This is a genomic window from Pseudomonas sp. RC4D1 (assembly GCF_018390395.1).
GTDB classification, from domain to species: domain Bacteria; phylum Pseudomonadota; class Gammaproteobacteria; order Pseudomonadales; family Pseudomonadaceae; genus Aquipseudomonas; species Aquipseudomonas danubii.
Map to the genome: position 1 here is coordinate 1,641,751 of NZ_JAHBAW010000001.1, position 25,070 is coordinate 1,666,820.

At 62.4% G+C, this 25,070-nt stretch carries 24 protein-coding genes; 9 read left to right on the forward strand and 15 right to left on the reverse strand.

Features of this window, described 5'->3' with window-relative positions; translation table 11 throughout:
* Window positions 1-51: 51 nt before the first annotated feature.
* Window positions 52-516, reverse strand: a complete 465-nt coding sequence (locus KHO49_RS07500) for a CopD family protein (protein ID WP_102861461.1) — start codon at window positions 514-516, stop codon at window positions 52-54.
* Between the two features lie 99 nt (window positions 517-615).
* Here KHO49_RS07500 and dinG point away from each other — a divergent pair, with 99 nt between their 5' ends.
* The 5 genes from dinG (at window position 616) to pdxH (ending at window position 8,567) form a co-directional block, all read left to right on the forward strand.
* The gene (dinG, locus tag KHO49_RS07505; protein WP_102878618.1) at window positions 616-2,760 is read left to right on the forward strand and encodes an ATP-dependent DNA helicase DinG; all 2,145 of its coding nucleotides are present in this window, start codon (window positions 616-618) and stop codon (window positions 2,758-2,760) included.
* A gap of 93 nt (window positions 2,761-2,853) precedes the next feature.
* Window positions 2,854-5,253 carry a beta-galactosidase gene (locus KHO49_RS07510; RefSeq protein WP_213664828.1) on the forward strand — a complete coding sequence of 800 codons (2,400 nt, stop codon included), beginning with the start codon at window positions 2,854-2,856 and terminating at the stop codon, window positions 5,251-5,253.
* 112 nt (window positions 5,254-5,365) lie between these two features.
* On the forward strand, window positions 5,366-6,511 hold the full coding sequence (locus KHO49_RS07515; protein WP_102878620.1) for a serine hydrolase domain-containing protein: 1,146 nt from the start codon (window positions 5,366-5,368) through the stop codon (window positions 6,509-6,511).
* A gap of 140 nt (window positions 6,512-6,651) precedes the next feature.
* A complete protein-coding gene (locus tag KHO49_RS07520) occupies window positions 6,652-7,896 on the forward strand; it encodes an OmpA family protein (protein WP_213664829.1) in 1,245 nt (414 codons plus the stop codon).
* A gap of 23 nt (window positions 7,897-7,919) precedes the next feature.
* Window positions 7,920-8,567 carry a pyridoxamine 5'-phosphate oxidase gene (pdxH, locus tag KHO49_RS07525; RefSeq protein WP_170002618.1) on the forward strand — a complete coding sequence of 216 codons (648 nt, stop codon included), beginning with the start codon at window positions 7,920-7,922 and terminating at the stop codon, window positions 8,565-8,567.
* A 10-nt stretch (window positions 8,568-8,577) separates the two neighbouring features.
* Here the strand turns inward: pdxH and KHO49_RS07530 are convergent, their stop codons facing one another.
* Window positions 8,578-8,814 carry a hypothetical protein gene (locus KHO49_RS07530; protein WP_102878622.1) on the reverse strand — a complete coding sequence of 79 codons (237 nt, stop codon included), beginning with the start codon at window positions 8,812-8,814 and terminating at the stop codon, window positions 8,578-8,580.
* Window positions 8,815-8,987: 173 nt separating this feature from the next.
* Between KHO49_RS07530 and KHO49_RS07535 the strand changes: the two genes are divergently transcribed.
* Window positions 8,988-9,452, forward strand: a complete 465-nt coding sequence (locus KHO49_RS07535) for an outer membrane lipoprotein (RefSeq protein WP_025127763.1) — start codon at window positions 8,988-8,990, stop codon at window positions 9,450-9,452.
* Window positions 9,453-9,530: 78 nt separating this feature from the next.
* On the opposite strand, the gene nhaA is transcribed toward KHO49_RS07535, so the two are convergent.
* A complete protein-coding gene (gene nhaA, locus KHO49_RS07540) occupies window positions 9,531-10,718 on the reverse strand; it encodes a Na+/H+ antiporter NhaA (protein WP_213664830.1) in 1,188 nt (395 codons plus the stop codon).
* Between the two features lie 319 nt (window positions 10,719-11,037).
* On the opposite strand from nhaA, the gene KHO49_RS07545 reads away from it, so the two are divergent.
* Entirely contained in the window at window positions 11,038-12,132 is a 1,095-nt protein-coding gene (locus KHO49_RS07545) for a PLP-dependent cysteine synthase family protein (protein ID WP_102878624.1), read from the forward strand.
* A 132-nt stretch (window positions 12,133-12,264) separates the two neighbouring features.
* Here KHO49_RS07545 and KHO49_RS07550 read toward each other — a convergent pair whose 3' ends face one another.
* From KHO49_RS07550 to KHO49_RS07560, 3 genes are all read right to left on the reverse strand, one after another.
* Window positions 12,265-13,878, reverse strand: coding sequence for an NAD(P)/FAD-dependent oxidoreductase (locus KHO49_RS07550; protein WP_213664831.1), 1,614 nt, complete (start codon window positions 13,876-13,878; stop codon window positions 12,265-12,267).
* Window positions 13,879-13,990: 112 nt separating this feature from the next.
* The gene (locus KHO49_RS07555) at window positions 13,991-14,668 is read right to left on the reverse strand and encodes a COG3650 family protein (protein WP_213665258.1); all 678 of its coding nucleotides are present in this window, start codon (window positions 14,666-14,668) and stop codon (window positions 13,991-13,993) included.
* Between the two features lie 194 nt (window positions 14,669-14,862).
* Complete coding sequence (locus KHO49_RS07560; protein WP_102878627.1) at window positions 14,863-15,462, reverse strand: short chain dehydrogenase; 600 nt, start codon at window positions 15,460-15,462, stop codon at window positions 14,863-14,865.
* A gap of 102 nt (window positions 15,463-15,564) precedes the next feature.
* Here KHO49_RS07560 and KHO49_RS07565 point away from each other — a divergent pair, with 102 nt between their 5' ends.
* Entirely contained in the window at window positions 15,565-16,473 is a 909-nt protein-coding gene (locus tag KHO49_RS07565; RefSeq protein WP_102878628.1) for a LysR family transcriptional regulator, read from the forward strand.
* 71 nt (window positions 16,474-16,544) lie between these two features.
* On the opposite strand, the gene KHO49_RS07570 is transcribed toward KHO49_RS07565, so the two are convergent.
* The 9 genes from KHO49_RS07570 to KHO49_RS07610 all read right to left on the reverse strand — a co-directional run bounded on the left by KHO49_RS07570 (window position 16,545) and on the right by KHO49_RS07610 (window position 24,194).
* Window positions 16,545-17,054: a DoxX family protein gene (locus KHO49_RS07570; protein ID WP_213664832.1), complete on the reverse strand. Its 510-nt coding sequence runs from the start codon at window positions 17,052-17,054 to the stop codon at window positions 16,545-16,547.
* Window positions 17,055-17,056: 2 nt separating this feature from the next.
* A complete protein-coding gene (locus tag KHO49_RS07575) occupies window positions 17,057-17,827 on the reverse strand; it encodes an HvfC/BufC N-terminal domain-containing protein (RefSeq protein WP_213664833.1) in 771 nt (256 codons plus the stop codon).
* Window positions 17,824-18,702: an MNIO family bufferin maturase gene (gene bufB, locus KHO49_RS07580; protein ID WP_502937857.1), complete on the reverse strand. Its 879-nt coding sequence runs from the start codon at window positions 18,700-18,702 to the stop codon at window positions 17,824-17,826. Before bufB ends, KHO49_RS07575 begins: the two co-directional genes overlap by 4 nt.
* Window positions 18,703-18,739: 37 nt before the next feature.
* Complete coding sequence (locus KHO49_RS07585) at window positions 18,740-19,045, reverse strand: BufA1 family periplasmic bufferin-type metallophore (RefSeq protein WP_102861476.1); 306 nt, start codon at window positions 19,043-19,045, stop codon at window positions 18,740-18,742.
* A 148-nt stretch (window positions 19,046-19,193) separates the two neighbouring features.
* Window positions 19,194-19,895 carry an ABC transporter ATP-binding protein gene (locus KHO49_RS07590; RefSeq protein ID WP_025127774.1) on the reverse strand — a complete coding sequence of 234 codons (702 nt, stop codon included), beginning with the start codon at window positions 19,893-19,895 and terminating at the stop codon, window positions 19,194-19,196.
* Window positions 19,896-20,663, reverse strand: a complete 768-nt coding sequence (gene livG, locus KHO49_RS07595) for a high-affinity branched-chain amino acid ABC transporter ATP-binding protein LivG (RefSeq protein WP_016967588.1) — start codon at window positions 20,661-20,663, stop codon at window positions 19,896-19,898. It abuts the gene before it with no gap.
* Window positions 20,660-21,916 (reverse strand): high-affinity branched-chain amino acid ABC transporter permease LivM, encoded by a 1,257-nt coding sequence (locus tag KHO49_RS07600; RefSeq protein WP_102861477.1) that lies wholly within the window; start codon window positions 21,914-21,916, stop codon window positions 20,660-20,662. The genes livG and KHO49_RS07600 overlap by 4 nt, the downstream gene beginning before the upstream one ends.
* Window positions 21,913-22,836, reverse strand: coding sequence for a high-affinity branched-chain amino acid ABC transporter permease LivH (gene livH / locus KHO49_RS07605; protein ID WP_102861478.1), 924 nt, complete (start codon window positions 22,834-22,836; stop codon window positions 21,913-21,915). The genes KHO49_RS07600 and livH overlap by 4 nt, the downstream gene beginning before the upstream one ends.
* 230 nt (window positions 22,837-23,066) lie before the next feature.
* Window positions 23,067-24,194 carry a branched-chain amino acid ABC transporter substrate-binding protein gene (locus KHO49_RS07610; protein ID WP_102861479.1) on the reverse strand — a complete coding sequence of 376 codons (1,128 nt, stop codon included), beginning with the start codon at window positions 24,192-24,194 and terminating at the stop codon, window positions 23,067-23,069.
* A 339-nt stretch (window positions 24,195-24,533) separates the two neighbouring features.
* Here KHO49_RS07610 and KHO49_RS07615 point away from each other — a divergent pair, with 339 nt between their 5' ends.
* Window positions 24,534-24,839, forward strand: a complete 306-nt coding sequence (locus tag KHO49_RS07615) for a DUF2288 domain-containing protein (protein WP_102878633.1) — start codon at window positions 24,534-24,536, stop codon at window positions 24,837-24,839.
* Window positions 24,840-25,070 lie beyond the last annotated feature (231 nt).

Sequence of the window (25,070 nt, forward strand, 5' to 3'; positions counted from 1 at the left end):
CTCGAAAGATGGATTGTTCCAGCCGCCCGCTCCTGTAGCGGGCGGTTGCTTTCAGAAGCTTGGCCGGGCCGCTGCCAGGGCCACCAGTACCAGGCCGATGATCAGGTTGCTGCCCACCAGCCGGCGGATCTTGCCCAGCGCCGCGGCGCCGGCCGGCCAGTCCTGCGCCGCGACGGCCTTGCGCAGCTCCGGCAGTTGCAGGGACTGGATGCGGATGAACAGGGCGGTCATCACCAGATACAGCCCCATCATGATCTGCACATACTTCGGTGCGGTTTCAAAGCCGCTGAAGCGCAAATGCAGCAGGCCGATACCGCTGATCGGCAACAGCACCACGGCGACCCAGACCCAGACGAAAAAACGCGGAAACACTTGCACCCAGAGCTGCAGTCGCGCCGGTCCCTCAAGAGCCGCCACGGCTGCCGGGCGCAGGACCATCCAGGCGAAAAACATGCCGCCGACCCAGACCAGGGCGGCCAGTACATGCAAGGTGTAGGCAAGGGCGAAAGCGGTCATTCGGGTACTCCGTTCTGCGCGACATGAATTAGCGGGGTATGATAGCGGCCGATTCGAACCACTGAAAATTTATCCAGCGTTTTGTGCGCCCGAAAAACCATGATCAGCAACGAACTCAAAACCACGATCCAGGGCGCCTACTCGCGTTTTCTCGAAGCCAAGAGCCTCAAGCCGCGTTACGGCCAGCGCCTGATGATTGCCGAAGTGGCCAAGGTCCTGGGTGATATCGACACCGACGACGAGGGCCGGCGCAGTGGCGACCCGGCGGTGGTCGCGGTGGAAGCCGGCACCGGTACTGGCAAGACCGTGGCCTACAGTCTGGCGGCCATTCCCACGGCCAAGGCCGCCGGCAAGCGCCTGGTGATTGCCACCGCCACCGTCGCCCTGCAGGAACAGATCGTCTACAAGGACCTGCCGGACCTGATGCGCAACAGCGGGCTGAACTTCAGCTTCTCCCTGGCCAAGGGCCGCGGGCGCTACATGTGCCTGTCCAAGCTCGATATGTTGCTTCAGGAAGGCCACGCGCAGACCGCCACGGCCCAGCTGTTCGAGGAAGAAGGCTTCAAGATCGAAGTGGATGAAGCCAGCCAGAAGCTGTTCACCAGCATGATCGAGAAGCTCGCCGGGAATAAATGGGACGGTGACCGCGACAGCTGGCCCACCGCCCTGGAAGACGCCGATTGGGCACGCCTGACCACCGACCACAGCCAGTGCACCAATCGACACTGCCCGAACTTCGGCCAGTGCGCCTTCTACAAGGCTCGGGAAGGCATGGGCAAGGTGGACGTGATCGTCACCAACCATGACATGGTCCTGGCCGACCTGGCCCTGGGCGGCGGCGCCGTGCTGCCGGACCCGCGCGACACCCTCTATGTGTTCGACGAAGGCCACCACTTGCCGGATAAGGCCATCGGCCACTTTGCCCATTACACCCGGCTGCGCTCCACCGCCGACTGGCTGGAGCAGACCGCCAAGAACCTCACCAAGTTGCTCGCCCAGCACCCGCTGCCGGGGGATCTGGGGCGCTTGATCGAGCAAGTGCCGGAGCTGGCGCGGGAGATCAAGACCCAGCAGCAGTTCATGTTCAGCGCCTGCGAGCAGATCGCCGACTTCAAGACCGGCGAAGACATGGAAGGCCGCGAACGGCCACGCCATCGCTTCGTCGGCGGGCTGATCCCCGACCACATGCGCGAGATGGGCATCGAGTTGAAGAAGGGCTTCTCCCGTCTCACCGATCTGTTCACCCGCCTCACTGAGCTGCTCAAGGAAGGCATGGATGGCGAGGTCAATATCGGCATCGCCAGCAATCAGGCCGAAGAGTGGTATCCGCTGTTCGGTAGCCTGCTGGCGCGGGCGTCGGGCAACTGGGAGCTGTGGACCGCGTTCACCATCGAGGACCCGGAAGACAATCCGCCCATGGCCCGTTGGCTGACCCTGGCCGAGAGCGGCTCGCTGTTCGACATCGAGGTCAACGCCAGCCCGATCCTCGCGGCGGAGATGCTCCGACGCAATTTGTGGAACGTGGCCTACGGCGCCCTGGTGACGTCGGCGACCCTGACCGCCCTGGGCACCTTCGACCGCTTCCGCATGCGTGCCGGGCTGCCGAAGAAAGCCGTGACTGCGGTGGTACCCAGCCCGTTCCATCACGCTGATGCCGGGGTGTTGCGAGTGCCTGACCTGCGTGCCGATCCGCGGGATGCGCCGGCGCATACGGCGGCGATCATCCGCGACCTGCCGGAACTGGTGGAAGGCTCCCGGGGCACCCTGGTGCTGTTCTCTTCGCGCAAGCAGATGCAGGACGTGTTCGACGGTCTGGATCGGGATTGGCGCAAGCAGGTGTTCATCCAGGGCAATCTGTCCAAGCAGGAAACCCTCAACAAGCACAAGGCCCGGGTCGACGGTGGCGATTCCAGCGTGCTGTTCGGCCTGGCGAGCTTTGCCGAAGGGGTGGACTTGCCCGGTGCCTATTGTGAGCACGTGGTGATCGCCAAGATCCCGTTCTCGGTACCGGATGATCCGGTGGAAGCGGCGCTGGCGGAATGGATCGAGGCCCGGGGTGGCAATCCATTCATGGAAATCTCGGTGCCGGATGCTTCTCTCAAGCTGGTTCAGGCCTGCGGCCGTCTGCTGCGTACCGAGCAGGACCGCGGCACCATCACCCTGCTGGACCGCCGCCTGGTCACCCAGCGCTATGGCAAGGCTATCCTCAATGCCTTGCCGCCATTTCGCCGAGAAATATCATAAGCAAGGCGCGCACCTTTGCGCGCCTTGCTGTCTATTTCATATCACCGCTTCAGCACCGGCCGTTCATCGGTCTTTAGGGAGAGCCAGGTTCATATGATTCGCCGTTCGTTGCCCGCTGTATTTGCCCTGTTGTTTACCGCGCCTGTGTGGGCGGCCCCGACCGGACAACAGACGCTGTTCAACTTTGTCCGGCCTGCCGCTGTGGTGCAGGTGGCGACACAAGATGCCAGCCTGCCGCAGTCCAACGCGGAGCAAACGGCCGAAGGCGAAGTGCTGCGGCGCATCATCTTCAACCCGACCAGTCGGCCCAGCCTGACCCTGACGCCCCAGAGCGGTGCCTGGGACTGGTCGCAGTCGGGGATGATGAGCCTGCGCATCCAGAGCGCCATGAACTGGGCCCTGACCCTCTATGTGACCATTCAAAGCAACGACGGCAAGACCCTGGTCAGCCGCGTCGATCTGCTCGCGGGGCCGGCGCAGACCCTGCTGGTGCCATTGGTGGCCAACACTCCCCTGAGCCAGGGCATGAAGGCCGCGCCGCCGATGCCGATGACCGTGGACGGCCAGCGCATCCTGCTGGCCAGCAGCGAGGGACAATTGGACCGCAGCCAGGTGGTGTCGGTGACCTTGTCCCTGGATAGCCCCAAGGCCGCTCAGAGTATTCTCCTCGAGCGCTTTGGCGTGCAGGACGGCGAGGGCGTGATCAAGGCGGTCTACGGTTCCCTGGTGGATGGCTACGGCCAGTCGACCCGGTCCCGCTGGCCGGAAAAGATTACCAGCGACGATCAGCTCAAGGCGGCCGATGCCAAGGAACAGCAGCAACTCAAGGCGTGGCTTGGCGAGCGCGAGAAGACTTCCCTGGACAAGTTTGGCGGCTGGGACAAGGGCCCGAGCTTCAAGGCCAGCGGTTTCTTTCGCACGGAAAAGCGTGACGGGCGCTGGTTCCTGGTGACTCCGCAAGGTCACCCGTTCTACTCCCTGGGCGTCAACACCGTGGCCCCGGATAACAGCCAGACCTATGTCGCCGGGCGTGAGTGGATGTTCAGCGCCTTGCCCAAGGACGGCGAGCCCCTGGCGAGCCATTACGGTGAAGGCGACAACCGTGGCGGCAACGGCGCCGACCGGGGACGTGCTTACAACGCCGGCCGCTGGTACGACTTCTATCGGGCCAACCTGCAACGTACCTACAGCGCCCCCTGTGCAATGGCCAGCGAAGCTCCGGCCGAAGCCTCCAGTACCGAGCCCAAGCCAGCGGCGCCTGAAGCCGCCGCAGTCCCATGCGCGACACCGACCTTCGATGAGCGACGCTGGGTCAGCCACACCCTGGACCGCTTGCAGGCCTGGGGATTCAACACCATCGGTAATTGGAGCGCCCCGGCGCTGGGGGCGGCCGACCGGGTGCCCTACACCTTGCCGCTGTCCATCGTGGGTGATTACGCCAGCATCAGCACGGGCAGTGATTGGTGGGGCGGCATGCCGGATCCCTTCGATCCGCGCTTTGCCATGGCCACCGAGCGCGCCGTGGCCATCGCCGCCCGCGACCATCGGGATGATCCGTGGCTGATTGGTTATTTTGCCGACAACGAGCTGGCCTGGGCCGGTCCCGGTGATGATCCAAAAGCCCGCTATGCCCTGGCCTACGGCACCCTGCGCCTGACCACCGATGTGCCGGCCAAACGGGCCTTCCTCAAGCAACTGCGGGACAAATATCGTAACCAGGCGGGCCTGTCGAAAGCCTGGGGCATCGATCTGCCGGCCTGGGAGTTGATGGAAGACCCGGGTTTCGTGCCGCCACAGCCAAGTCCCGAACACCCGGAGATCGAGGCTGACTTCAAGTATTTCCAGAAAGTCTTTGCCGAGACCTATTTCAAGACCATCGCCGACTCGCTGAAGTGGCATGCCCCCAACCATCTGCTGCTGGGCGGTCGCTTTGCCGTCAGCAATCCCGAGGCGGTGGCGGCCTGTGCCCAGTACTGCGATGTGCTGAGCTTCAACATGTACACCCTCAAGCCTCAGGACGGTCAGGACTTTGCGTACCTGCGCAGCCTGGACAAGCCGGTGCTGGTGACCGAGTTCAATTTCGGCTCCCGGGATCGTGGCCCGTTCTGGGGCGGGGTGACCGAGCTGGCTCGGGAGGAAGATCGTGGACCGGCCTACGCCAACTTCCTCAAACAGGCCGTGAGTGAGCCATCGATTGTCGGTGTGCATTGGTTCCAGTATCTCGACCAACCGGTAACCGGACGTCTGCTGGACGGTGAAAATGGCCATTTTGGCCTGGTGGGCATTACCGATGTGCCCTTCCAGGGTTTTGTCGACAATGTGCGCAAGAGCAACCTGCAGGCGATTGAACAACTGGCCAAGGAAACACAGAAGGCCCGGGTTCAGGCGCAGCAGGCTGAAGCCGCCGAGCATGGCAGCGAGGAAGCGGGCAAGGGCCACGAAGGCAAGGGCGCGGGTGAGCACGCTGGCGGCCATTCCGCTAACGGTCATTGACTGATCCGGGGCTCTGCCGCGCTGCGCAGAGCTCCGTTGGCTGTTCCCAAATCCGTTTCGGGCTGGAACAATGCGCGCCTCGTTGTCGAGCAAATGTGCTGGGGGAGTCAGGGTGCAGATTCAGGGTCATTACGAACTTAAATTCGAGGCGGTACGCGAAGCCTTCGCGGCACTGTTCGACGATCCCCAGGAGCGCGGCGCGGCGCTGTGCATCCAGATCGGCGGAGAAACCGTCATCGACCTGTGGGCCGGCACCGCCGACAAGGACGGTGCCGAGGCCTGGCACAGCGATACCATCGCCAATCTGTTCTCCTGCACCAAGACCTTCACTGCGGTCACTGCCCTGCAACTGGTGGCCGAAGGCAAGCTCCGGCTGGATGCGCCGGTCGCCAGTTACTGGCCGGAGTTTGCCGCAGCAGGCAAAGCTGCCATTACCTTGCGCCAATTACTCTGTCATCAGGCGGGCTTGCCGGCCCTGCGCGAGTTGCTGCCTGCCGAGGCCCTCTACGACTGGCAGACCATGGTCGATGCCCTGGCCGCCGAGCAGCCCTGGTGGACGCCGGGTGACGGGCATGGCTACGCCGCTATCACCTATGGCTGGTTGGTGGGTGAACTGATCCGACGCGCCGATGGACGCGGTCCGGGAGAGTCCATTGCGGCCCGGGTGGCAAGACCCTTGGGGCTGGACTTCCATGTCGGCCTGGCCGACGAAGAGTTCCATCGGGTGGCGCATATCGCCCGTGGCAAGGGCAATGTGGGTGACGCAGCAGCCCAGCGCTTGCTGCAGGTGACCCTGCGCGAGCCGACGGCCATGACCACCCGGGCCTTCACCAATCCACCGTCTATCATGACCAGCACCAACAAACCCGAATGGCGGCGCATGCAGCAGCCGGCAGCCAATGGCCATGGCAACGCCCGCAGTCTCGCCGGGTTCTACAGCGGCCTGCTCGATGGCAGCTTGCTGGAGGCCGATATGCTCGAAGAGCTGACCCGCGAACACAGCCTGGGCATGGACAAGACCCTGCTGACCCAGACCCGATTCGGCCTGGGCTGCATGCTTGATCAACCCCAGGTCGCCAATGCCACTTTTGGCCTGGGGGCTCGGGCGTTCGGGCATCCGGGGGCCGGGGGTTCCATCGGTTTTGCTGACCCGGAGCATGATGTGGCGTTCGGTTTTGTGACAAATACCCTGGGGCCTTATGTATTGATGGATCCACGGGCACAGAAGCTGGTGCGGGCTTTGTCGGATTGTCTGTAAAAAGGTTGCTGTTAAGCACTTTTTTGCTTAAACATGCTTGGAAAGCTGCAGGACGGAACCCTGTGGCTTTTATAATTTCCAAGCGTCTGTTTGTACCGGTCATGTAGACCGAATTTTTTATCTCATTTTGTGGATATCCCATGTCGTCGAACAAGTCTCTAGCCTTGGCCATCTGCCTGACCGTCACCGGTTGTGCACAAACCCCACAAAATGAAGCGGATGGCGGCCATTGGTGGTCGTTCGGGTCCGATAAGGCCAGCAGCAAGGAAGCCCCGCAGGCCGCTGAAAAACCCGTCGCAGCCGAAGCTCCAGTTCCTGCCGCTCCAGCGGGCAAGCCGGCAGTGGCGGCCAAGCCCGCTGCTCCTGCGGCCGCTGCCGGTAAAACCACCGCCTCCGCGAAGCAGGCAGCACCGGCCGGCAAAGCTCCGGTTGCCGCCAAGACGGCAGCAGCCGAGCCTGCTCCAGCTCCTGCCCCTGTAGCCGCAGCACCTGCCGCTCCTGCCGCCAAGGCCGAGAGCAGCAACTGGTGGTGGCCGTTCTCCTCCAAGGAATCCGCCGACAAGCCTGTGGCTGAGACCAAGAAAGCCGAGCCGACTCCAGCTCCAGAGGTCGCCAAGGCCGCCGACTCCGAGACCCACTGGTGGTGGCCGTTTGCCAAGAGCCAACCCAGGCCCCTGAGCAAGGTCAACGTGGCGGACATTCCAATGCCCGACCCGAAAATCACCCAGGCCTGGCTGGACGACTACGAGCCGCGCCTGCGTGAAGCGGTGAAGGACAGCAAGCTGCAAGTAGAACGTCGCGAAAACGTGCTGGTGGTGACTGCGCTGGTCGATGCGTCCTTCAACCCGGACCGTCCAGCCATGCTGCTGCCGGTGACCCTGGGCCCATTCACCCGCGTGGCCAAGGCTGTTGAAGGTGACCCCAAGACCGCCGTACTGATTCTCGGTCACGCCGATGCGACCGGCCCGACCCTGGCCAACCAGAAGCTGAGCCGTGATCGCGCCCAGTCCGTTGCTGCCATCTTCAGCCTCAGCGGCTTGAAGCAGGACCGCCTGATGCTGCGTGGCATGGGTGCGGTCATGCCACGTGCTGCCAATGACAGCCCTCAAGGCCGTTCGCTGAACCGTCGAGTGGAAATCATGCTGACCCAGCGCAGCACCATGCTGGGCCTGCTGAGCAAGTACAACCAGCCGACGCCGTCCGAGACCGAAATGGTCGCGGTGCAAGATGCCAAGCTGCCCGTTCCTGCTGCCTCCGGCAAAAAGGCCGCAGCGCCGGCGAAGAAGTCCACCGTTGCCAAGAAGCCTGCCGCCAAGAAGGCTCCAGCGAAGAAGGCCGCAGCTCCAGCGAAGAAAACAACGGCTACTGCTCAGGCTAAAAACTGATTCTCAAGGATAAGGAAGCAGGCATGACTCAGTCTCTGGCTGATATGCGCCGGGATTACACCCGCGATGGTTTGTCCGAGGCTCAGGCCCCGGGTGAACCCTTCGCGCTGTTTCATCAGTGGTTTGCCGAAGCGGTGAAGACCGAGCAACCGCCGGTAGAGGCCAATGCCATGACGCTGGCGACTGTCGATACCGAGGGTCGTCCCCACTGCCGCATCTTGTTGCTCAAGGGGCTGGATGAACAGGGTTTCACCTTCTTCACCAACTACGAAAGCGCCAAGGGCGAGCAACTGGCCGCACGGCCCTTTGCCGCCATGACCTTCTTCTGGCCGACCCTGGAGCGTCAGGTGCGGATCGAAGGAAAGGTGGTCAAGGTCACTCCCCAGGAGTCTGATGCCTATTATCAGGTGCGCCCTCTGGGGAGTCGGTTGGGGGCCTGGGCTTCACCGCAAAGCCGGGTGATCGCCGATCGCAACGAGTTGCAGGAATTGCTCAAGGCCACCGAGGCGCGTTTCAGTGATAGTCAGCCCGATTGCCCGGAACATTGGGGGGGGTATCGCCTGCTGCCGGAGCGCATCGAGTTCTGGCAGGGTCGCCCCAGCCGCCTGCATGACCGTTTGAACTATCGCCTGCAGGCGGGGCAGTGGAGCCGGGAGCGCCTGGCCCCCTGAAGCGCGCAGGTCAGTCGCCGGGATAACCGGCCGCAGCGGCTTCCAGCCATTGCGGCAGGTCCCGGCGTTTTACTTTCTGGCGTTGGGCCTCGGCCAGCTGTTGCAGCATGAATTGTTTCTTCTGTTCATCGGTTCCGGCCAGGGACAAAGCCAGGTCCCGGTCCACCCAACGCTTGATGCGCACATAGAGCCACCAATGGAAATACAGACCGGCGATGGTGGTCACGATGATGATGAAGTAATCCATGAAAATCCCTTGCTGGTTGGCGCTATGCTGGAAATCGGCGTTACCGTATTGAGACGGTTTGGCTTTTTTGCAGTCTGTACTTTGGCTGAATGAAACCAATTTTATCCGGGCGGTGCCGTGACAGGCGTCAAGCTGCGGAGTCTAATGGCTATCTGTCCTTTGGAGTTGATCCTATGCGTAAGTCTGTTTTGCTGGTTGCGTCTTTCACCACGATGGCAATGTTGCTCGGCGGTTGTGCCTCTAACCTGACCGGTGACTCCTACTCCCGTGATGAAGCACGTCGTGTGCAAACCGTGCGTATGGGCACCATCGAGTCCCTGCGTCCGGTGAAAATCGAAGGCACCAAGACCCCCATCGGCGGCGCTGCTGGCGCTGTGATTGGTGGCGTGGGTGGCAGCGCCATCGGCGGCGGCCGTGGCAGCATCGTCACCGCTGTGATCGGTGCGGTAGCTGGCGGTCTGTTGGGTTCGGCCACTGAAGAAGGCCTGACCCGTACCCAGGGCGTGGAAATCACCGTGCGTGAAGACGATGGCAGCATGCGTGCCTATGTACAGCAGGTACAGGAAAACGAAGTGTTCCGGGTTGGCGATCGCGTACGCATCATGAGCGTCAACGGTACCAGCCGCGTTACCCGCTGATATTTCTGCTACAAAACAAAACCCCGGCCAGGCAACTGGTCGGGGTTTTGTGTTTTCAGGCGGTCGGATCGGTGTGGATCAGGAGGCCGGCGCCGTGTTCTTGCGGCTGGCGGCGGCGGTAACCGCATAGCCAATCAGTGCGGCCAGCAACGAGCCGGTGAGAATCCCCATGCGATCCATGCCGGCGTATTCGCTGCTACCGGGCACGAAGGCCAGGGAGCCGACGAACAGGCTCATGGTGAAGCCGATGCCGCAGAGAATTGCCACCCCGAGGATCTGGCCCCAGTTGGCGCCGGCAGGCAAGGCCGTAAGTCCGGCTTTGACCGCCAACCAGCTGAGGCCGAACACACCGATGGTCTTGCCCAGCAACAGGCCGATGGCGATGCCCATGGGGACATGGTGGGTGAAGCTCTCAAGGGTCACGCCGCTCAGGGACAGGCCGGCGTTGGCGAAGGCGAACAGTGGCAGGATGCCGAACGCCACCCAGGGATGCAGCGCATGTTCCAGGGCCAGCGAGGGCGAGGGTTCGGCATTACGGGTACGCAAGGGAATGCAGAAGGCCAGGGTCACGCCGGCCAGGGTGGCGTGGACACCACTCTTGAGCACGCAAACCCAGAGAATCAGGCCGATGATCATGTACGGCCCGAGTTTCACCACCCCCATGCGGTTCATCGCCACCAGGGCGGCAATACAGGCGGCCGCCAGCATCAGTGACAGGGTCGACAGGGCGCCGGAATAGAAGATCGCGATGATCACGATGGCCCCCAGGTCATCGATGATCGCCAGGGTCATGAGGAACAGTTTCAGCGATGTCGGCACCCGCTTGCCCAGCAGGGCCAGGACCCCCAGGGCGAAGGCGATGTCGGTGGCGGTGGGAATCGCCCAGCCATTGAGTGCCGCCGGATTGTCCCGGTTGAGAAACCAGTAGATCAGCGCCGGGACCAGCATGCCGCCAATGGCCGCCATGCCCGGCAGGACGATTTGCGAAGGCTTGGACAGTTGCCCTTCCAGGACTTCGCGCTTGACCTCAAGGCCGATCAGCAGGAAGAACAGCGCCATTAGACCGTCGTTGATCCACAGCAACAGCGGTTTGGCGATCTTCAAGGCGCCGATCTGGGCCACCACCGGGGTTTCCAGCAGGCCGTTGTACAGCCAGGACAGTGGCGAGTTGTTGATGATGAGAGCCAGGATGGCAGCGGCGATCAATAACAGACCGCTGGCAGCTTCCATGGCAAAGAAACGAGTGAAAGTGCTACGCAGAGGCAAGGTCGCTCTCCATCTAAATCTAAAAAAGGTGGCACACCCTAACCCGTACAGATAGTTGTTAAAACAAAAATTATATTCTTTTTTGTTATATGCAGAGGCTAAAGGGCCTGCTTGAAAATGCGCTTTTGCAGTTGTGTTTCCAATTGCTTCCCAGCTGTACCTGTAAGGTCCGAAAGTTATTTCATAACATGTCTTTTCAGGGCCGTTCCGAGCTGTTTTTCCCGGGAAAACGCCAGTCAGCCACGAACCCGGATCATCTCCGCCGGGTGCATTTCATCTTCTTGCGCCGGTACGGCGTTCGATCTGACGAGAATAGAACATGAGTGACAATCGCCAGTGGGCCCGTGAGGCCATCCGCATCATCGAAGCCGACTTCCAGCGCAGCGCCGACACCCACCTGATTCCGCTGCCTTTGCCGGGACTGCCGGGCATTGAATTGTATTTCAAGGATGAATCCAGCCATCCCACCGGCAGTCTCAAGCACCGCCTGGCTCGCTCGCTGTTTCTTTATGCCCTGTGTAACGGCTGGCTCAAGCCCGGTGCGCCAGTGATCGAGGCCTCCAGTGGCTCCACGGCGATTTCCGAGGCTTATTTCGCCCGTCTCCTGGGATTGCCTTTCATTGCCGTGATGCCAGCCACCACCTCCCAGGAAAAGATCGCGCAGATCGCCTTCTATGGTGGCAAGAGCCATCTGGTGCAGGACCCCACGCAGATCTACGCCGAATCCGAGCGCCTGGCCCGGGAGAGTGGCGGCCACTTCATGGATCAATTCACCTACGCCGAGCGGGCCACCGACTGGCGGGCCAACAACAACATTGCCGAGTCGATCTTCCAGCAGCTGCGCTTCGAGCGTTATCCCGAGCCCAGCTGGCTGATCTCCAGCCCTGGTACCGGCGGCACTACCGCGACTCTGGGTCGCTACGTGCGTTATCGCCAGCACGGCACCCGGGTGTTGTGTGCCGACGCCGAGCGTTCGGTGTTCTTCGACTACTACCTGAGCGGCGATGCTAGTTTGCGTTTGGACTGCGGTTCGCGGATCGAAGGCATCGGCCGTCCGCGGGTCGAAGCTTCGTTCCTGCCCAAAGTGATCGACGCCATGGTCAAGGTGCCGGATGCCTTGTCCCTGGCGGCCATGCATTACCTGGCCCAGCGCCTTGGCCGACGGGTTGGTGGCTCCAGCGGCACCAACCTGATTGGCGCACTGATGGCCGCGCAGCAGATGGCCGCCGCGGGTGAGACGGGGTCGATCGTGGCGATTCTCTGTGACGGTGGCGAGCGCTATGCGACCACTTACTACGATGAGCAGTGGCTGGCGGAGCAGGGGTATGAGTTGGATGCCTTGATCGATGCGGTAGCGGCCAGCGTCGAGCGTGGCGAGGCACTCCCGGCCAGCGTATTGCGCGCCGGCATCTGAACCTGTCGTAGGAGCCGGCTTGCCGGCGAAGAGGCCCTTGAGCCTTGCACTGTCCTGGATGACATCTTCGCTGGCGAGCCAGCTCCTACGGCAGGCGGTAGGAGCCGGCTTGCCGGCGAAAGGGCCGGTGCGTCAGGCCTGAATGCCGAGGATGTCGCGGGCCACGGCTTCGGCAATACGAATCCCGTCCACTCCGGCGGAAAGAATTCCCCCGGCATAACCGGCGCCTTCGCCAGCGGGGTACAGACCCTTCACATTCAGGCTCTGCATCGAGGCATCACGGGTAATGCGCAGTGGCGATGAGGTGCGGGTCTCGATGCCGGTCAGCACCGCATCGTGCAACGAGTAGCCCTTGATCTGCCGTTCGAAGGCCGGCAGCGCCTCGCGAATGGCCTCGATGGCGAAATCCGGCAGGGCCAGCGCCAGATCCCCCAGGCTTACGCCGGGCTTGTAGGACGGTTCGACGCTGCCCAGTACCGTGGTGGGTTTGCCGGCGATGAAGTCGCCCACCAACTGCGCTGGGGCCTGGTAGTTGCTGCCACCCAGGACGAAGGCGTGGGACTCCAGGCGCTCTTGCAACTCGATACCCGCCAACGGCCCGCCCGGGTAGTCCACTTCAGGAGTGATGCCTACCACGATGCCCGAGTTGGCATTGCGCTCGTTGCGCGAGTACTGGCTCATGCCGTTGGTCACCACCCGGTTTGGCTCAGAGGTGGCGGCAACCACGGTGCCGCCCGGGCACATGCAGAAGCTGTAGACCGAACGGCCGTTCTTGGCGTGGTGCACCAGCTTGTAGTCGGCGGCGCCGAGTTTCGGGTGGCCGGCGTACTTGCCCAGGCGCGCGCTGTCGATCAGCGATTGCGGGTGTTCGATGCGGAAACCCACCGAGAACGGCTTGGCTTCCATGTACACGCCCCGACTGTGGAGCATGCGGAAGGTGTCGCGGGCGCTGTGACCCAGGGCCAGGATCACGTGCCGGGAATGCAGTTGTTCACCGCTGGCCAGTTCCACGCCCTGCAATTGACCGTCTTCGATCAGCACGTCGGTGACCCGCTGCTCGAAGCGCACTTCACCGCCCAGGGCGATGATCTGCTGGCGCATGTTTTCCACCACGCCAGTGAGGCGGAAGGTGCCGATGTGCGGCTTGCTGACGTAGAGAATCTCGTCTGGCGCACCGGCCTTGACGAACTCGTGGAGCACCTTGCGGCCGTGGTGCTGCGGGTCCTTGATCTGGCTGTAGAGCTTGCCGTCGGAGAAGGTCCCGGCGCCGCCTTCGCCGAACTGCACGTTGGACTCGGGGTTGAGCACGCTTTTGCGCCACAGGCCCCAGGTGTCCTTGGTGCGCTGGCGCACTTCCTTGCCGCGCTCGAGGACGATCGGCTTGAAGCCCATCTGGGCCAGCAACAGGCCGGCAAAGATGCCGCAAGGGCCGAAACCCACCACGATCGGTCGCTCGCTCAGGTCTGCCGGGGCCTGGCCCACCACCTTGTAGCTGACATCCGGCGCCGGGTTGACGTTACGGTCGTCGGCGAACTTGAGCAGCAGCGCCGCTTCGTCGCGCACGTTGAGGTCGATGGTGTAGATGAAGCACAGCTCGGAAGATTTCTTGCGCGCATCGTAGCTGCGTTTGAACAAGGTGAAATCGAGCAGGTCATCGCTGGCGATCCCCAAGCGCTGCACGATAGCGGCGCGCAGGTCTTCATCGGGATGGTCGATCGGCAACTTGAGTTCGGTGATTCGTAACATGACAGGATCCGGGTAGGCGGTGCGCAACAGTGCGCCGGCTTGCTTTGCACAAACCGGCGATTATAAGCCGCAATCCACCGTCGCCGTGAGGCTAAAACCGCTGCTCGTCGAATCAGTCGTTGCGCGAGCCGCCGAAATAGCCGCAACCGCGCTGCACCTGACCATCCACCCGCAGCTCGGCGCTCAGGTGCTGGACGCTGCCGGTAACGGGGTCGACGCAGCGTTGCGGTGCGACCCAAAGCTCCACGCGCTGGTGATTGGCTTCGCTGCTGAGGTTGAAACGGCCGTCGCCCAGTTGCTCTTCCAGATACGGCAGAGCCAGGTTTGGCTGGCCGACGCGCTCGATCATCATGCCCTTGGCACTGACATCGACATTCCAGGCCGGATTCTTGCCGCCGGCCCGCAGGATCAGACGCTGGAAATTCGGGTCGTTGCAGGCATTGCCGGAACCTTCGATGCGATACAGCTGGCGCAGGTCCAGCTGCCCGTCGCTGCTGCCGCTGGCGGAAAACTTGCCTCGCAGGTCGGCGAACAGCTTGCCCTGTTTTTCAGCCAGGGTAGCGGCCTCTTGCAGCACGCTGGTGTCGCCGCCATCGCTGACCACATAACGGCGATCTTCGGCGCAGGGCTTGAACAGCAACTTGCCGTCTGCCGCGCTGAGTTCACCCTGCATCCGGGTCAGCCCGGCCATGGAGGGCGCCTCGGGTTGTGAGTTGAACATCGGCAACATCTGACAGCCGGCAAACAGCGGTAACAGGGCGAAGCAAAGCAGTGAACGGGCGGTGCGCATCATGGGGCCTCCAAGCGGAAGCCGACACGTTACGCAGCCCGCCCGGTCACCACAACCCCGGATTGAACGCAGCAGCGCCATCAACCGTAGGAGCCGGCTTGCCGGCGAAGAGGCCCTGGAGCCTTGTGTGGTTCGGGAGGACGCCTTCGCTGACAAGCCAGCTCCTACACAAACCAGCTCCTACACAAGCCGGATCAGCCGACGTGGTAGGTCTGGCCGGTCTGCAGGCCTTCCACGCTCTTGGCGTAGGCCAGGGCCACGTCGGCCGCCGGCACCGGCTTGAAGCCGCGAAAGTAGGGGGCATAGCTGCCCATGGCTTCCTGCAGCACGTTGGGGCTGATGGAGTTGACTCGCAGGCCCCGGGGCAGCTCGATGGCGGCGGCCCGCACGAAGCTGTCGATGGCGCCGTTGACCAGGGCGGCCGAAGCGCCGCTGCGGATCGGGTCGTGGCTCAGCACGCCGGTGGTGAAGGTGAAGGACGCACCGTCGTTGGCGTATTCGCGGCCGATCAGCAGCAGGTTGACCTGGCCCATCAGTTTGTCGTGCAGGCCCAGGCTGAAGTGTTCGGCGGTCATTTCTGCCAAGGGGGCGAAAGTGACGTTGCCTGCGGCACAGACCAGCGCATCGAAGCGACCGGTCTTTTCGAACAGTGCGCGGATCGACTGGGCATCACTGATATCCACCTGGAAGTCACCGCTGGTGCGGCCGATACGGATCACTTCGTGGCGCTGGGACAGTTCCCGGTCTACCGCCGAGCCAATGGTGCCGTTGGCACCGATCAAGAGAATCTTCATGGGCTGTTCCTCGAAAAGGGGGGGAGGTTGCAGTCTAGAGTGGTTTTTTCCATGGATTAACGCGCTAATAGGCAACCTTTGGTTTTCAAATGGAAACAATCCATGAGCGAGATGGATGATCTGGTGGCGTTTGCAGTGTTGGTGGAGGCGGGCAGCTTTACCCTGGCGGCCCAGCAACTGGGGTGCAGCAAGGGCCAGCTGTCCAAGCGCATCAGTGCTCTGGAAGCCAAGTTCGCCGTGGTGCTATTGCAACGCACCACTCGGCGCCTGGACCTGACCGCCGCCGGCGCGGCACTTTTGCCTCAGGCCCAGGCGCTGGTGGCTCAAGTCGAGCGAGCGCATCAGGCCCTGGCGCGGCTCAAGGACGACATGGCCGGCCCGGTGCGCCTGACGGTGCCGGTGTCCTTGGGCGAAACCTTTTTCGACGGCCTGCTGCTGGAGTTCTCCCGGCACTATCCCCAGGTGCAGATCGAGCTGGACCTGAACAACAGCTACCGCGACCTGGCTCGGGAGGGGTTTGATCTGGCGGTGCGCTCGGAAGTGGCCAACGATCAGCGCCTGGTCGCCCGGCCGCTGCTGGCCTGGCATGAGATGACCTGCGCCAGCCCGGCCTATCTGGAGCAATACGGTGAGCCGCAGACTCCCGCGGAGCTGGCCGAGCATCGCTGCCTGCTCAACAGCCACTACAGTGGGCGGGAAGAGTGGCTCTATCACCAGCGTCACGAACTGCTGCGGGTGCGGGTCAGCGGTCCTTTTGCCAGCAATCACTACAACCTGCTGAAGAAGGCCGCCCTGGTGGGGGCGGGAATCGCCCGGTTGCCTTCCTACATGCTGCACAGCGAGCTGGCCGATGGCCGCTTGCGCTGGCTGCTGCGGGACTACCAGACCCGCAGCATGCCGATGTACCTGGTGCATCCCTATCAGGGCGGCCTACCCAGGCGCACCCAGGTGCTGGCCGATTACCTGATGGACTGGTTCCGCCGCAGCGGTGAGGCGCTGGATCGTCTGTAGCCGCGGCCAGTGGGGTGCGAACTTGAATCGGTTCAAGGGCCTATGGCCCTTTTCGCAACCTGCGGCAGCGGCTACAGAGGACGGTGGTGAAAATGCCGGGCCAGCAGGTGGTCGAGGGAAAACATGCCCGGGCCACGGGCCATCAACAGCAGCAAGATCGCCGCCCAGGTGCCGTGGGTCGGGTAGGCGTCGGGGTAGACGAAAAGCTGGATGGTCAGGGTCATCCCCAGCAGCGCCAGGGCGGAAAAGCGCGTGGCCAGTCCCAGCAGGATCAGCACCGGGAAAAAGTGCTCGGCAAAGGCCGCCAGGTGCGCCGCCACTTCCGGGCTCAGCAGGGGTACGTGGTATTCGCTCTGGAACAGGGGAATGGTGGAGTCCGCCAGACGCGGCCAGCCCAGCTCGAAGGTCCCGGAGAACAGGTCGATGGCCAGTCCCTCGACCTTGGTCTGGCCGGATTTCCAGAACACCGCGGCGATGGAGAAGCGCGCGATAAAGGCGATCAGGCTGTAGGGAATACGCTCGAACCCTTGAATGATTCGGTGCAGCAGTCCGCTAACGGGGGCAGGTGTCTGGGTGTTCATGGTCAAGCCTTTTGGTGAGGTTGCAGGTCGATGAGGGCGCCGTGGGCCAGCAGCAGGCCCAGGCACTGGCCCAGGTCGAAGTCGGCCTGGGCGTCCAGGGCATAAGCGACGGCGATTTCCAGCGGCCAGTGGTGGCGCAGGCTGTCGATGAAGGTGGCGCTGCCGGCGTCCAGTGCGATCACCCGCACTTCCATGGCATTGCGCAGCACCAGGGCGTGCTGGCTCTGGTGCAGGTCGAACGCCGGCCAGGCAGCGTCGCTCTGGTGAGCGGCCCACAGGCTGACGACGGCGAACGCCGAGTGCAGGGTGCGCAGTGACGGATGCAACTGCAGGCAGAGCTGGCCGAGGCGATCGGGCTGGTTCATCGCCGCCAGCAGTTGGGCCGGTTGCAGAGGCTCGGCGTCGGCGGCGTGATAAGCCTCGACCCGCAGCCGTTCCAGGCGCGCCATATCGGCCAGATAGGGCAGGGCCGCCGCCGGAGCGAAGCCCTGGATGAAGTCCGCCAGGTCCTGGCCGTAGTCGTTGAGCAGCGGGCTGTGTGGAGGGAAATCCTGCACATACAGACGGGCCATGGCGTTGAAGAATGTCTGCCCCACCAGTTGCGCCAGCACTGGGTAGGCCTCCGCCAGGGCGTTGATCAGCGAGCCTTGCACGTTGTTGCGATAGACCGCGAAGCGACTGGCCGGATCGGCGCCGTTGCTGCTGCAAAGCCCCTCTGGGCAGATGGATTCGGCGCTTAGTAGCGCCTGGGCAAAGAGGGCGTGGTTGCTCATGGCTGCACCCGCGCCTGGTGTAACAGCGCCTGGGCCTGAGCGGCCTCCCCCAGCAGCGTGGTCAGGCTCGGCACCTGATTGTCCCGTTCGATCAGGGTGGCCATGGGGCCGATCCGCCCCAGCACCTGTTGGTACAGGGCCCAGACTTCCCGGTCCACCGGGGCGCCGTGGTCGTCGATCAACAGGCGGTCGCCGAGGTTGTCCCGGTCTTCGGCGAACCCGGCCAGATGGATCTCGCCCACGGCCTGCAGCGGCAGTGCCTGCAGATAGGCCAGGGGATCGCGCTGGTGGTTGATGCAGGACACGTAGAGGTTGTTGACGTCCAGCAGCAGGCCGCAACCGCTGCGCTGGATCACTTCGCGGATGAAGTCCGTCTCGTCCAGGGTCGAGCGTTGGAACTGCAGGTAGGTAGCGGGGTTTTCCAGCAGCATGGTTCGCCCCAGATGATTCTGCAGTTGGTCGATGTGGTCGCAGACCCGCTGCAGGGTCGGCACATCGTAGGCCAGGGGCAGCAGGTCGTTGAGAAACACCGGGCCGTGGCTGGACCAGGCCAGGTGTTCGGAAAAGGACTGGGGTTGATAGCGCTCGATCAAGACCGCCAGACGCCGCAGATGCTCGCTGTCCAGGGGGCCTTCGCCGCCAATGGACAGACCGACACCGTGCAGCGACAGCGGATACTCCTGGCGAATCAGGCCCAGGTAATGATGGAAGGGCCCGCCCGCCACCATGTAGTTCTCGGCATGCACCTCGAAAAAGCCAATGTCGGGACGCTGTTCGAGGACGTCCTTGAAGTGTTGGCTCTTGAGCCCCAGGCCTGCACAGGGCGGCAGGCTCGGGGTGGACGCCTGAATGTCTTGGCGGGGACGTGGGATCAAGGCTGTGTTCATCATCGACACTCAGGCTGGCGCAGGATCAGGACTTGGCTTTGAAGGCTTCGAGCTGGCCGAAACCGGTGGGCGAGGTGCTGCTGGCGGTTTTTTCGCAAGTGCCCTTGGGCACCAGTTTCCAGGCGTTGGCCTGGTCGTTGACCTTGGAGGTACCGGCGCAGCTGGTGCCGGCGCCCGCGGCGCAGTCGTTCTTGCCCTTCATGGCCACGCCGAAGCATTTCTCCATGTCGTCGGCGGCGTGGGCGGTGGTGGAGACGGCAGCGATGCTCAGGGCGGAGCCCAGGGCCAGGACTAGGGCGGTGGCGGACAGGGTGCGAGTGGTGCTCATGATGTTTCTCCAGATCGGTTGGGTAAGGAAGCATTTGTGCTTGCTTACCCCTCTAGAGAAGGCTCATTGGCATTCGTTACAGCCCGGGACAGTTTTTTATCCCGGAATAAAAAAAACGGCCCCGAAGGGCCGTTTTTTGTGACGCAGGTGTTTAGCCGCCCAGATAGGCTTCGCGCACCTTCGGATCGGTCAGCAGCGCTTCGCCGGTGCCTTGCATCACCACCCGGCCGTTTTCCAGCACATAGGCGCGGTCGGCGATCTTCAGCGCCTGGTTGGCGTTCTGCTCCACCAGGAACACCGTCACGCCGTCGCGGCGCAGCTGTTCGATGATGTCGAAGATCTGCTGAATGATGATCGGCGCCAGGCCCAGGGACGGTTCGTCCAGGAGCAACAGCTTGGGCTTGCTCATCAGCGCCCGACCGATGGCAAGCATCTGCTGCTCGCCGCCGGACATGGTGCCGCCGCGCTGGGTGAAGCGCTCCTTGAGCCGTGGAAACAGCTCCAGGACCTTGTCCATCTGCTCCTGATAGTCGCCCTTGTCGGTGAAGAAACCGCCCATGGCGAGGTTTTCTTCCACGGTCAGGCGGGCGAACACCCGGCGGCCTTCCGGCACCACGGCAATGCTCTTGCGCATGATCTGCGCCGAGCTTTGCCCCACCAGCTCTTCACCCAGGTAACGGATGCTGCCGCTGTGGGCCTGTGGCGAGCCGCAGAGGGTCATCAGCAGGGTGGATTTGCCGGCGCCGTTGGCGCCGATCAGGGTGACGATTTCGCCCTGGCGGATCTCGACGTTGACGCTGTGCAACGCCTGGATCTTGCCGTAGTAGGTGGAAACGTTTTCGAACTGCAGCATTTACGCTTCCCCCAGGTAGGCTTTGATCACTTCGGGATTGTCGCGGATCTGTTCCGGTGTGCCGTCGGCCAGGGGCGTGCCCTGGTTGATCACCACGATGTGGTCGGAAATGCTCATGACCAGCTTCATGTCGTGCTCGATCAGCAGCACGGTGACGTTGTGCTCCTCACGCAACACGCTGATCAGCGCCTTGAGGTCCTCGGTTTCCTTGGGGTTGAGGCCGGCGGCCGGCTCGTCGAGCATGAGGATCCGTGGGCGGGTCATCATGCAGCGGGCGATTTCCAGACGCCGTTGCTGACCGTAGGCCAGGGTGCCGGCGGGACGGTTGGCGAATTCCCGCAGGTTGACCTTGTCCAGCCAGTAGCCAGCGTACTCCATGGCTTCGCGCTCGCTCTTGCGGAACGCCGGGGTCTTGAACAGACCGGCCAGGAAGTTGGTGTTCAGGTGACGGTGCTGGGCGATCAACAGGTTCTCGACCGCGGTCATGTCCTTGAACAGGCGCACGTTCTGGAAGGTTCGCACCACACCCTTGCGGGCGATCTGGTGGCCCGGCAGGCCTTCGATCGGCTCACCGTCCAGGAGGATGCTGCCGGCGCTTGGCTGGTAGAAACCGGTCAGGCAGTTGAACACCGTGGTCTTGCCGGCGCCGTTCGGGCCGATCAGCGCCACCACTTGTTTTTCCTTGACGGTCAGGGCCACGCCGTTGACCGCCAGCAGGCCGCCGAAGCGCATCGACAGGCCGGTTACTTTGAGGATCTCACGGCTCATTTGCGCAGCTCCATGTGAGGACGTTGCATGGGCAGCAGACCTTGAGGACGCCAGATCATCATCAGCACCATCATGGCGCCGAACATCAACATCCGGTATTCGCTGAATTCACGCATCATTTCAGGCAAGAGGATCATCACGATCGCCGCCAGGATCACACCCAGCTGCGAGCCCATGCCACCCAGCACGACGATGGCGAGGATGATCGCCGACTCGATGAAGGTGAAGGACTCCGGGGTCACCAGGCCTTGGCGCGCGGCGAAGAAGCTGCCGGCGAAACCGGCGAACGCGGCGCCCAGGGTAAAGGCCGAGAGCTTGATCACGGTGGGGTTCAGGCCCAGCGCGCGGCAGGCAATCTCGTCTTCACGCAAGGCTTCCCAGGCACGGCCGATGGGCATGCGCAGCAGGCGGTTGATGACGAACAGCGCCGCCAGCGCCAGCAGCAGGGCCACCAGGTAGAGGAAGATCACCTTGTTGATCGAGTTGTATTGCAGGCCGAAGAACTCGTGGAAGGTCTGCATGCCTTCTGCTGCCTTGCGCTCGAAGGTCAGGCCGAAGAAGGTCGGCTTGTCGATGTTGCTGATGCCGTTCGGGCCGCCAGTGAGATCGGTCATGTTGCGTAGCAGCAGACGGATGATCTCGCCAAAGCCCAGGGTCACGATCGCCAGGTAGTCACCGCGCAGGCGCAGCACCGGGAAGCCCAGCAGGAAGCCGAAGGTGGCCGCCATCATCCCCGCGATCGGCAGGCAGATCCAGAAGCTCAGGCCGAAGTAGTGCGAGAGCAGCGCGTAGCTGTAGGCACCGACGGCATAGAACCCCACGTAACCCAGGTCCAGCAGGCCGGCCAGACCGACGACGATGTTCAGGCCCAGGCCCAGCATCACGTAGATCAGGATCAGCGTGGCAATGTCCACCGCACCGCGGGAGCCAAAGAATGGCCAGACCAGGGCAACGACGATCAATGCCAGGATGATCCAGCGCTGGGTGCCCGGCAGGGTCAGGAAGTTGCTGGCCTTGGCCGGAATCAGCGGCATGCTGGGAGAAGACTTCCAGGCGGCGCTGATCTGGCTATGGAACAGCACCCGCAGGAACATCAGCACCGAGCACACCGCGATGGTGGCCAGGATGGTCGGGCTGGTGTTGTGGACTTCCAGGTTGATGCCGACGATGGTCAGTTTCAGGCCCAGTACCGGGTAGGCGACGGCCCAGACCAGCAAGGCGCTGAATAGCGCCGATTTAAGATTCCTAGTCATACTTTCTCAACCTCCGGACGGCCCAGAATGCCGGTCGGACGGAACAACAGCACCAGAACCAACAGGCCGAACGCCACGACGTCCTTGTACTGGTCGCCGAACACGTCGGCGCCAAAGGCTTCGGCCACCCCCAGCACCAGCCCGCCGAGCATCGCGCCCGGGATACTGCCGATGCCGCCCAAGACCGCTGCGGTGAAGGCCTTGAGGCCCACCAGGAAACCGGCGTTGGGGTTGATCACACCGTATTGCATGCTCAGCAGCACGGCGGCGATGGCCGCCAGTGCGGCGCCGATCACGAAGGTCAGGGCGATGATGTTGTTGGTATTGATCCCCAGGAGGTTGGCCATCTTGATGTCTTCGGCACAGGCACGGCAGGCGCGACCCAGACGAGAACGGGAGATGAACAGCGTCAGACCGAGCATGGCGACCAGGGTCACCACGAATACCACGATCTGCATGTAGGAAATCAGCACTTCATGTGCGCCACCTGGCCCGATGGAGAAATTGCCCGGGATCAGGTTGGGAATGGATTTGTCCTTGGAGTCTTGCGCCAGCAGAACGGTGTTCTGCAGGAAGATCGACATGCCGATGGCCGAGATCAGCGGGATCAGGCGGTTACTGCCCCGCAAGGGGCGGTAGGCGATCCGTTCGATGCTGTAGCCGTAGGCACTGGTGACGACGATGCTCGCGATAAAGGCTGCGGTCATCAACAGCGGCACGCTGTCGAGTCCCATCATGGCCAGCCCGGCGATGGCGATGAACGCCACATAGGAGCCGATCATGTACACCTCGCCGTGGGCGAAGTTGATCATTCCAATGATGCCGTAAACCATCGTATAGCCGATGGCGATCAGGGCATACGTGCTGCCAACGGTGAGACCGTTAACCAGCTGTTGGAAAAAGTGATAGAGGTCAGGCATTACAACGCTCCTAAAAACCTGATACGCATTTCACTGGTGGAGTCATTTTCCCGCCCAGGCCCCGTGGATCTGCACCCACTTCGGGCTGGGTTTTGCCAGCGAACCGCTGATGACGGTTTTGAGATTTTCAGGTGGGCGGGATTCCGGATCACGGAACACAGGCCCATACATTCGTAAAACAAAGCCCACGGCGAGCCGTGGGCTTTATTGGCAGTCAGTCAGGGCGCGCCTTACTGAGGAGAGACTTCGGTTTTAGGTTTGCCGAAGTGCCACTCGTAGACCACGAATTTGAAGTCTTTCAAGTCGCCCTTGGCGTCGAAGCTCAAGTCACCGGTCGGGGTCTTGAAGGTCCCGGCGTGGATGGCTTCAGCCACCTTGGCCGCGTCTTCGCTCTTGGCGTTGGTGATGGCGCCAGCGATCACTTCAACCGCGGAGTAGGAGGGGAATACGAAAGGACCGCTCGGGTCTTCTTTCTTGGCCTTGAATGCGTCAGCCAGGGCGACGTTGGCCGGGTCCTGGTCGAAGGATTTGGGCAGGGTCACCAGCAGGCCTTCGGACGCGTCCTTGGCGATCTGCGAGATGGAGTCGTTACCCACGCCTTCCGGACCCATGAACTTGGCCTTCAGGCCCTTTTCCTGGGATTGACGCAGGATCAGGCCCAGCTCCGGGTGGTAGCCGCCGTAGTAGACGAAGTCGACGTTGGCTTGCTTGAGCTTGGCGATCAGCGAAGAGAAGTCCTTGTCGCCGGCGTTGATGCCTTCGAACACGGCCACCTTGGTGCCTTTCTTCTCCAGGGTCTGCTTCACGGCGCTGGCGATGCCTTCACCGTACTGCTGTTTGTCGTGGAGTACGGCAACGACTTTTGGCTTCACGTGGTCGGCGATGTAGTTACCGGCGGCAGGGCCCTGGGCGCTGTCCAGGCCGATGGTGCGGAACACCATTTTGTAACCACGGGCGGTGATGTCCGGGCTGGTGGCTGCCGGGGTGATCATGATCACGCCTTCATCTTCGTAGATGTCGGAAGCGGGTTGAGTGGAGCTGGAGCACAGGTGGCCGACCACGAACTTGACGCCATCGTTGACCACTTTGTTGGCCACCGCCACGGCTTGTTTTGGATCACAGGCGTCATCGTATTCAACGGCTTCGAGCTTCTTGCCGTTGACGCCGCCCTTGGCGTTGATCTGCTCGATGGCCATTTTCGCGCCACTGAACTGCATGTCGCCGTACTGGGCTACCGGGCCGGTCTTGGGGCCGGCGATACCGATCTTGATGGTGTCAGCTGCGAACGAATGGCTGGCAACACCGGCCAGGACCATAGCGGCAAACAGTTTGGAAATCTGCTTAGTAGCCTTATTCATAGTGCTCCACTCTTACTGTTGTAATTTTTATAGTTCCGGCGGCCTTGGTCGCAGAACCGAATCAGATATATCGCGAATATCCGTCGGAAGTGCCCCTGGCAACTGTACCGGTACAGTGTAGAGCGCCGGTTGTTCGCTTGAAAAGCTGGCGGCTGGGGGCAAAAACGCGGGGTGTCGCTTAATCGAAAGAAAAAGACAGATTTGCGGCGTGGCTTGCGCCCGGTTCGGCGTCAGTCCCTGGCGCTTCTGAGCTTCTCGATCGGTGATGCATTTGCTTCTGGGTTTTTCTGCCAGAGCACCGACGTTATGATTGCGCCGATTTCATTTCTGGACAGTCCCATGACTCAAGAACCTAGCACCCTCTATGCCAAGCTGCTTGGTGAGACCGCATCTATCAGCTGGAAGGAACTGGAGCCGTTCTTTGCCAAGGGTGCCCTATTGTGGGTCGACGCCGACCTGGATCTGATCGAGGCGGCCCAGGCGGTAGCGGAGAATCAGGCACAAAAAGTCGCGGCCTGGCTGGCCGAAGGGAAGGTTGAAAAGCTGTCTGCGACGCGGGCGTCCGATCTGTTGGAGCGTGATCCGCAGCTGTGGGCCGTGGTGGTCTCGCCCTGGATTCTGACCCAGGAGAGGGCGTCGCGCTGAAGGTGAGCGCCAATCTGGTGCGCTATTTTGTCGGACAAAAGTGTGTAGCCGAGTAACCGTGAGTCCAGTGATGGCATCTTGCCGTGGAGAAAGGCCCCACAGGGATTTCAGCCAGGGTGACGTTCACGGAAGGGGCACAGTTTCAAGTCGGTCCGACGAGCTGCTTAATTGTTTCGCGGTGTGAACAAATAGACCATTGGCCGGCGAGCGGAACGCCGCCCGGCCGCCCCT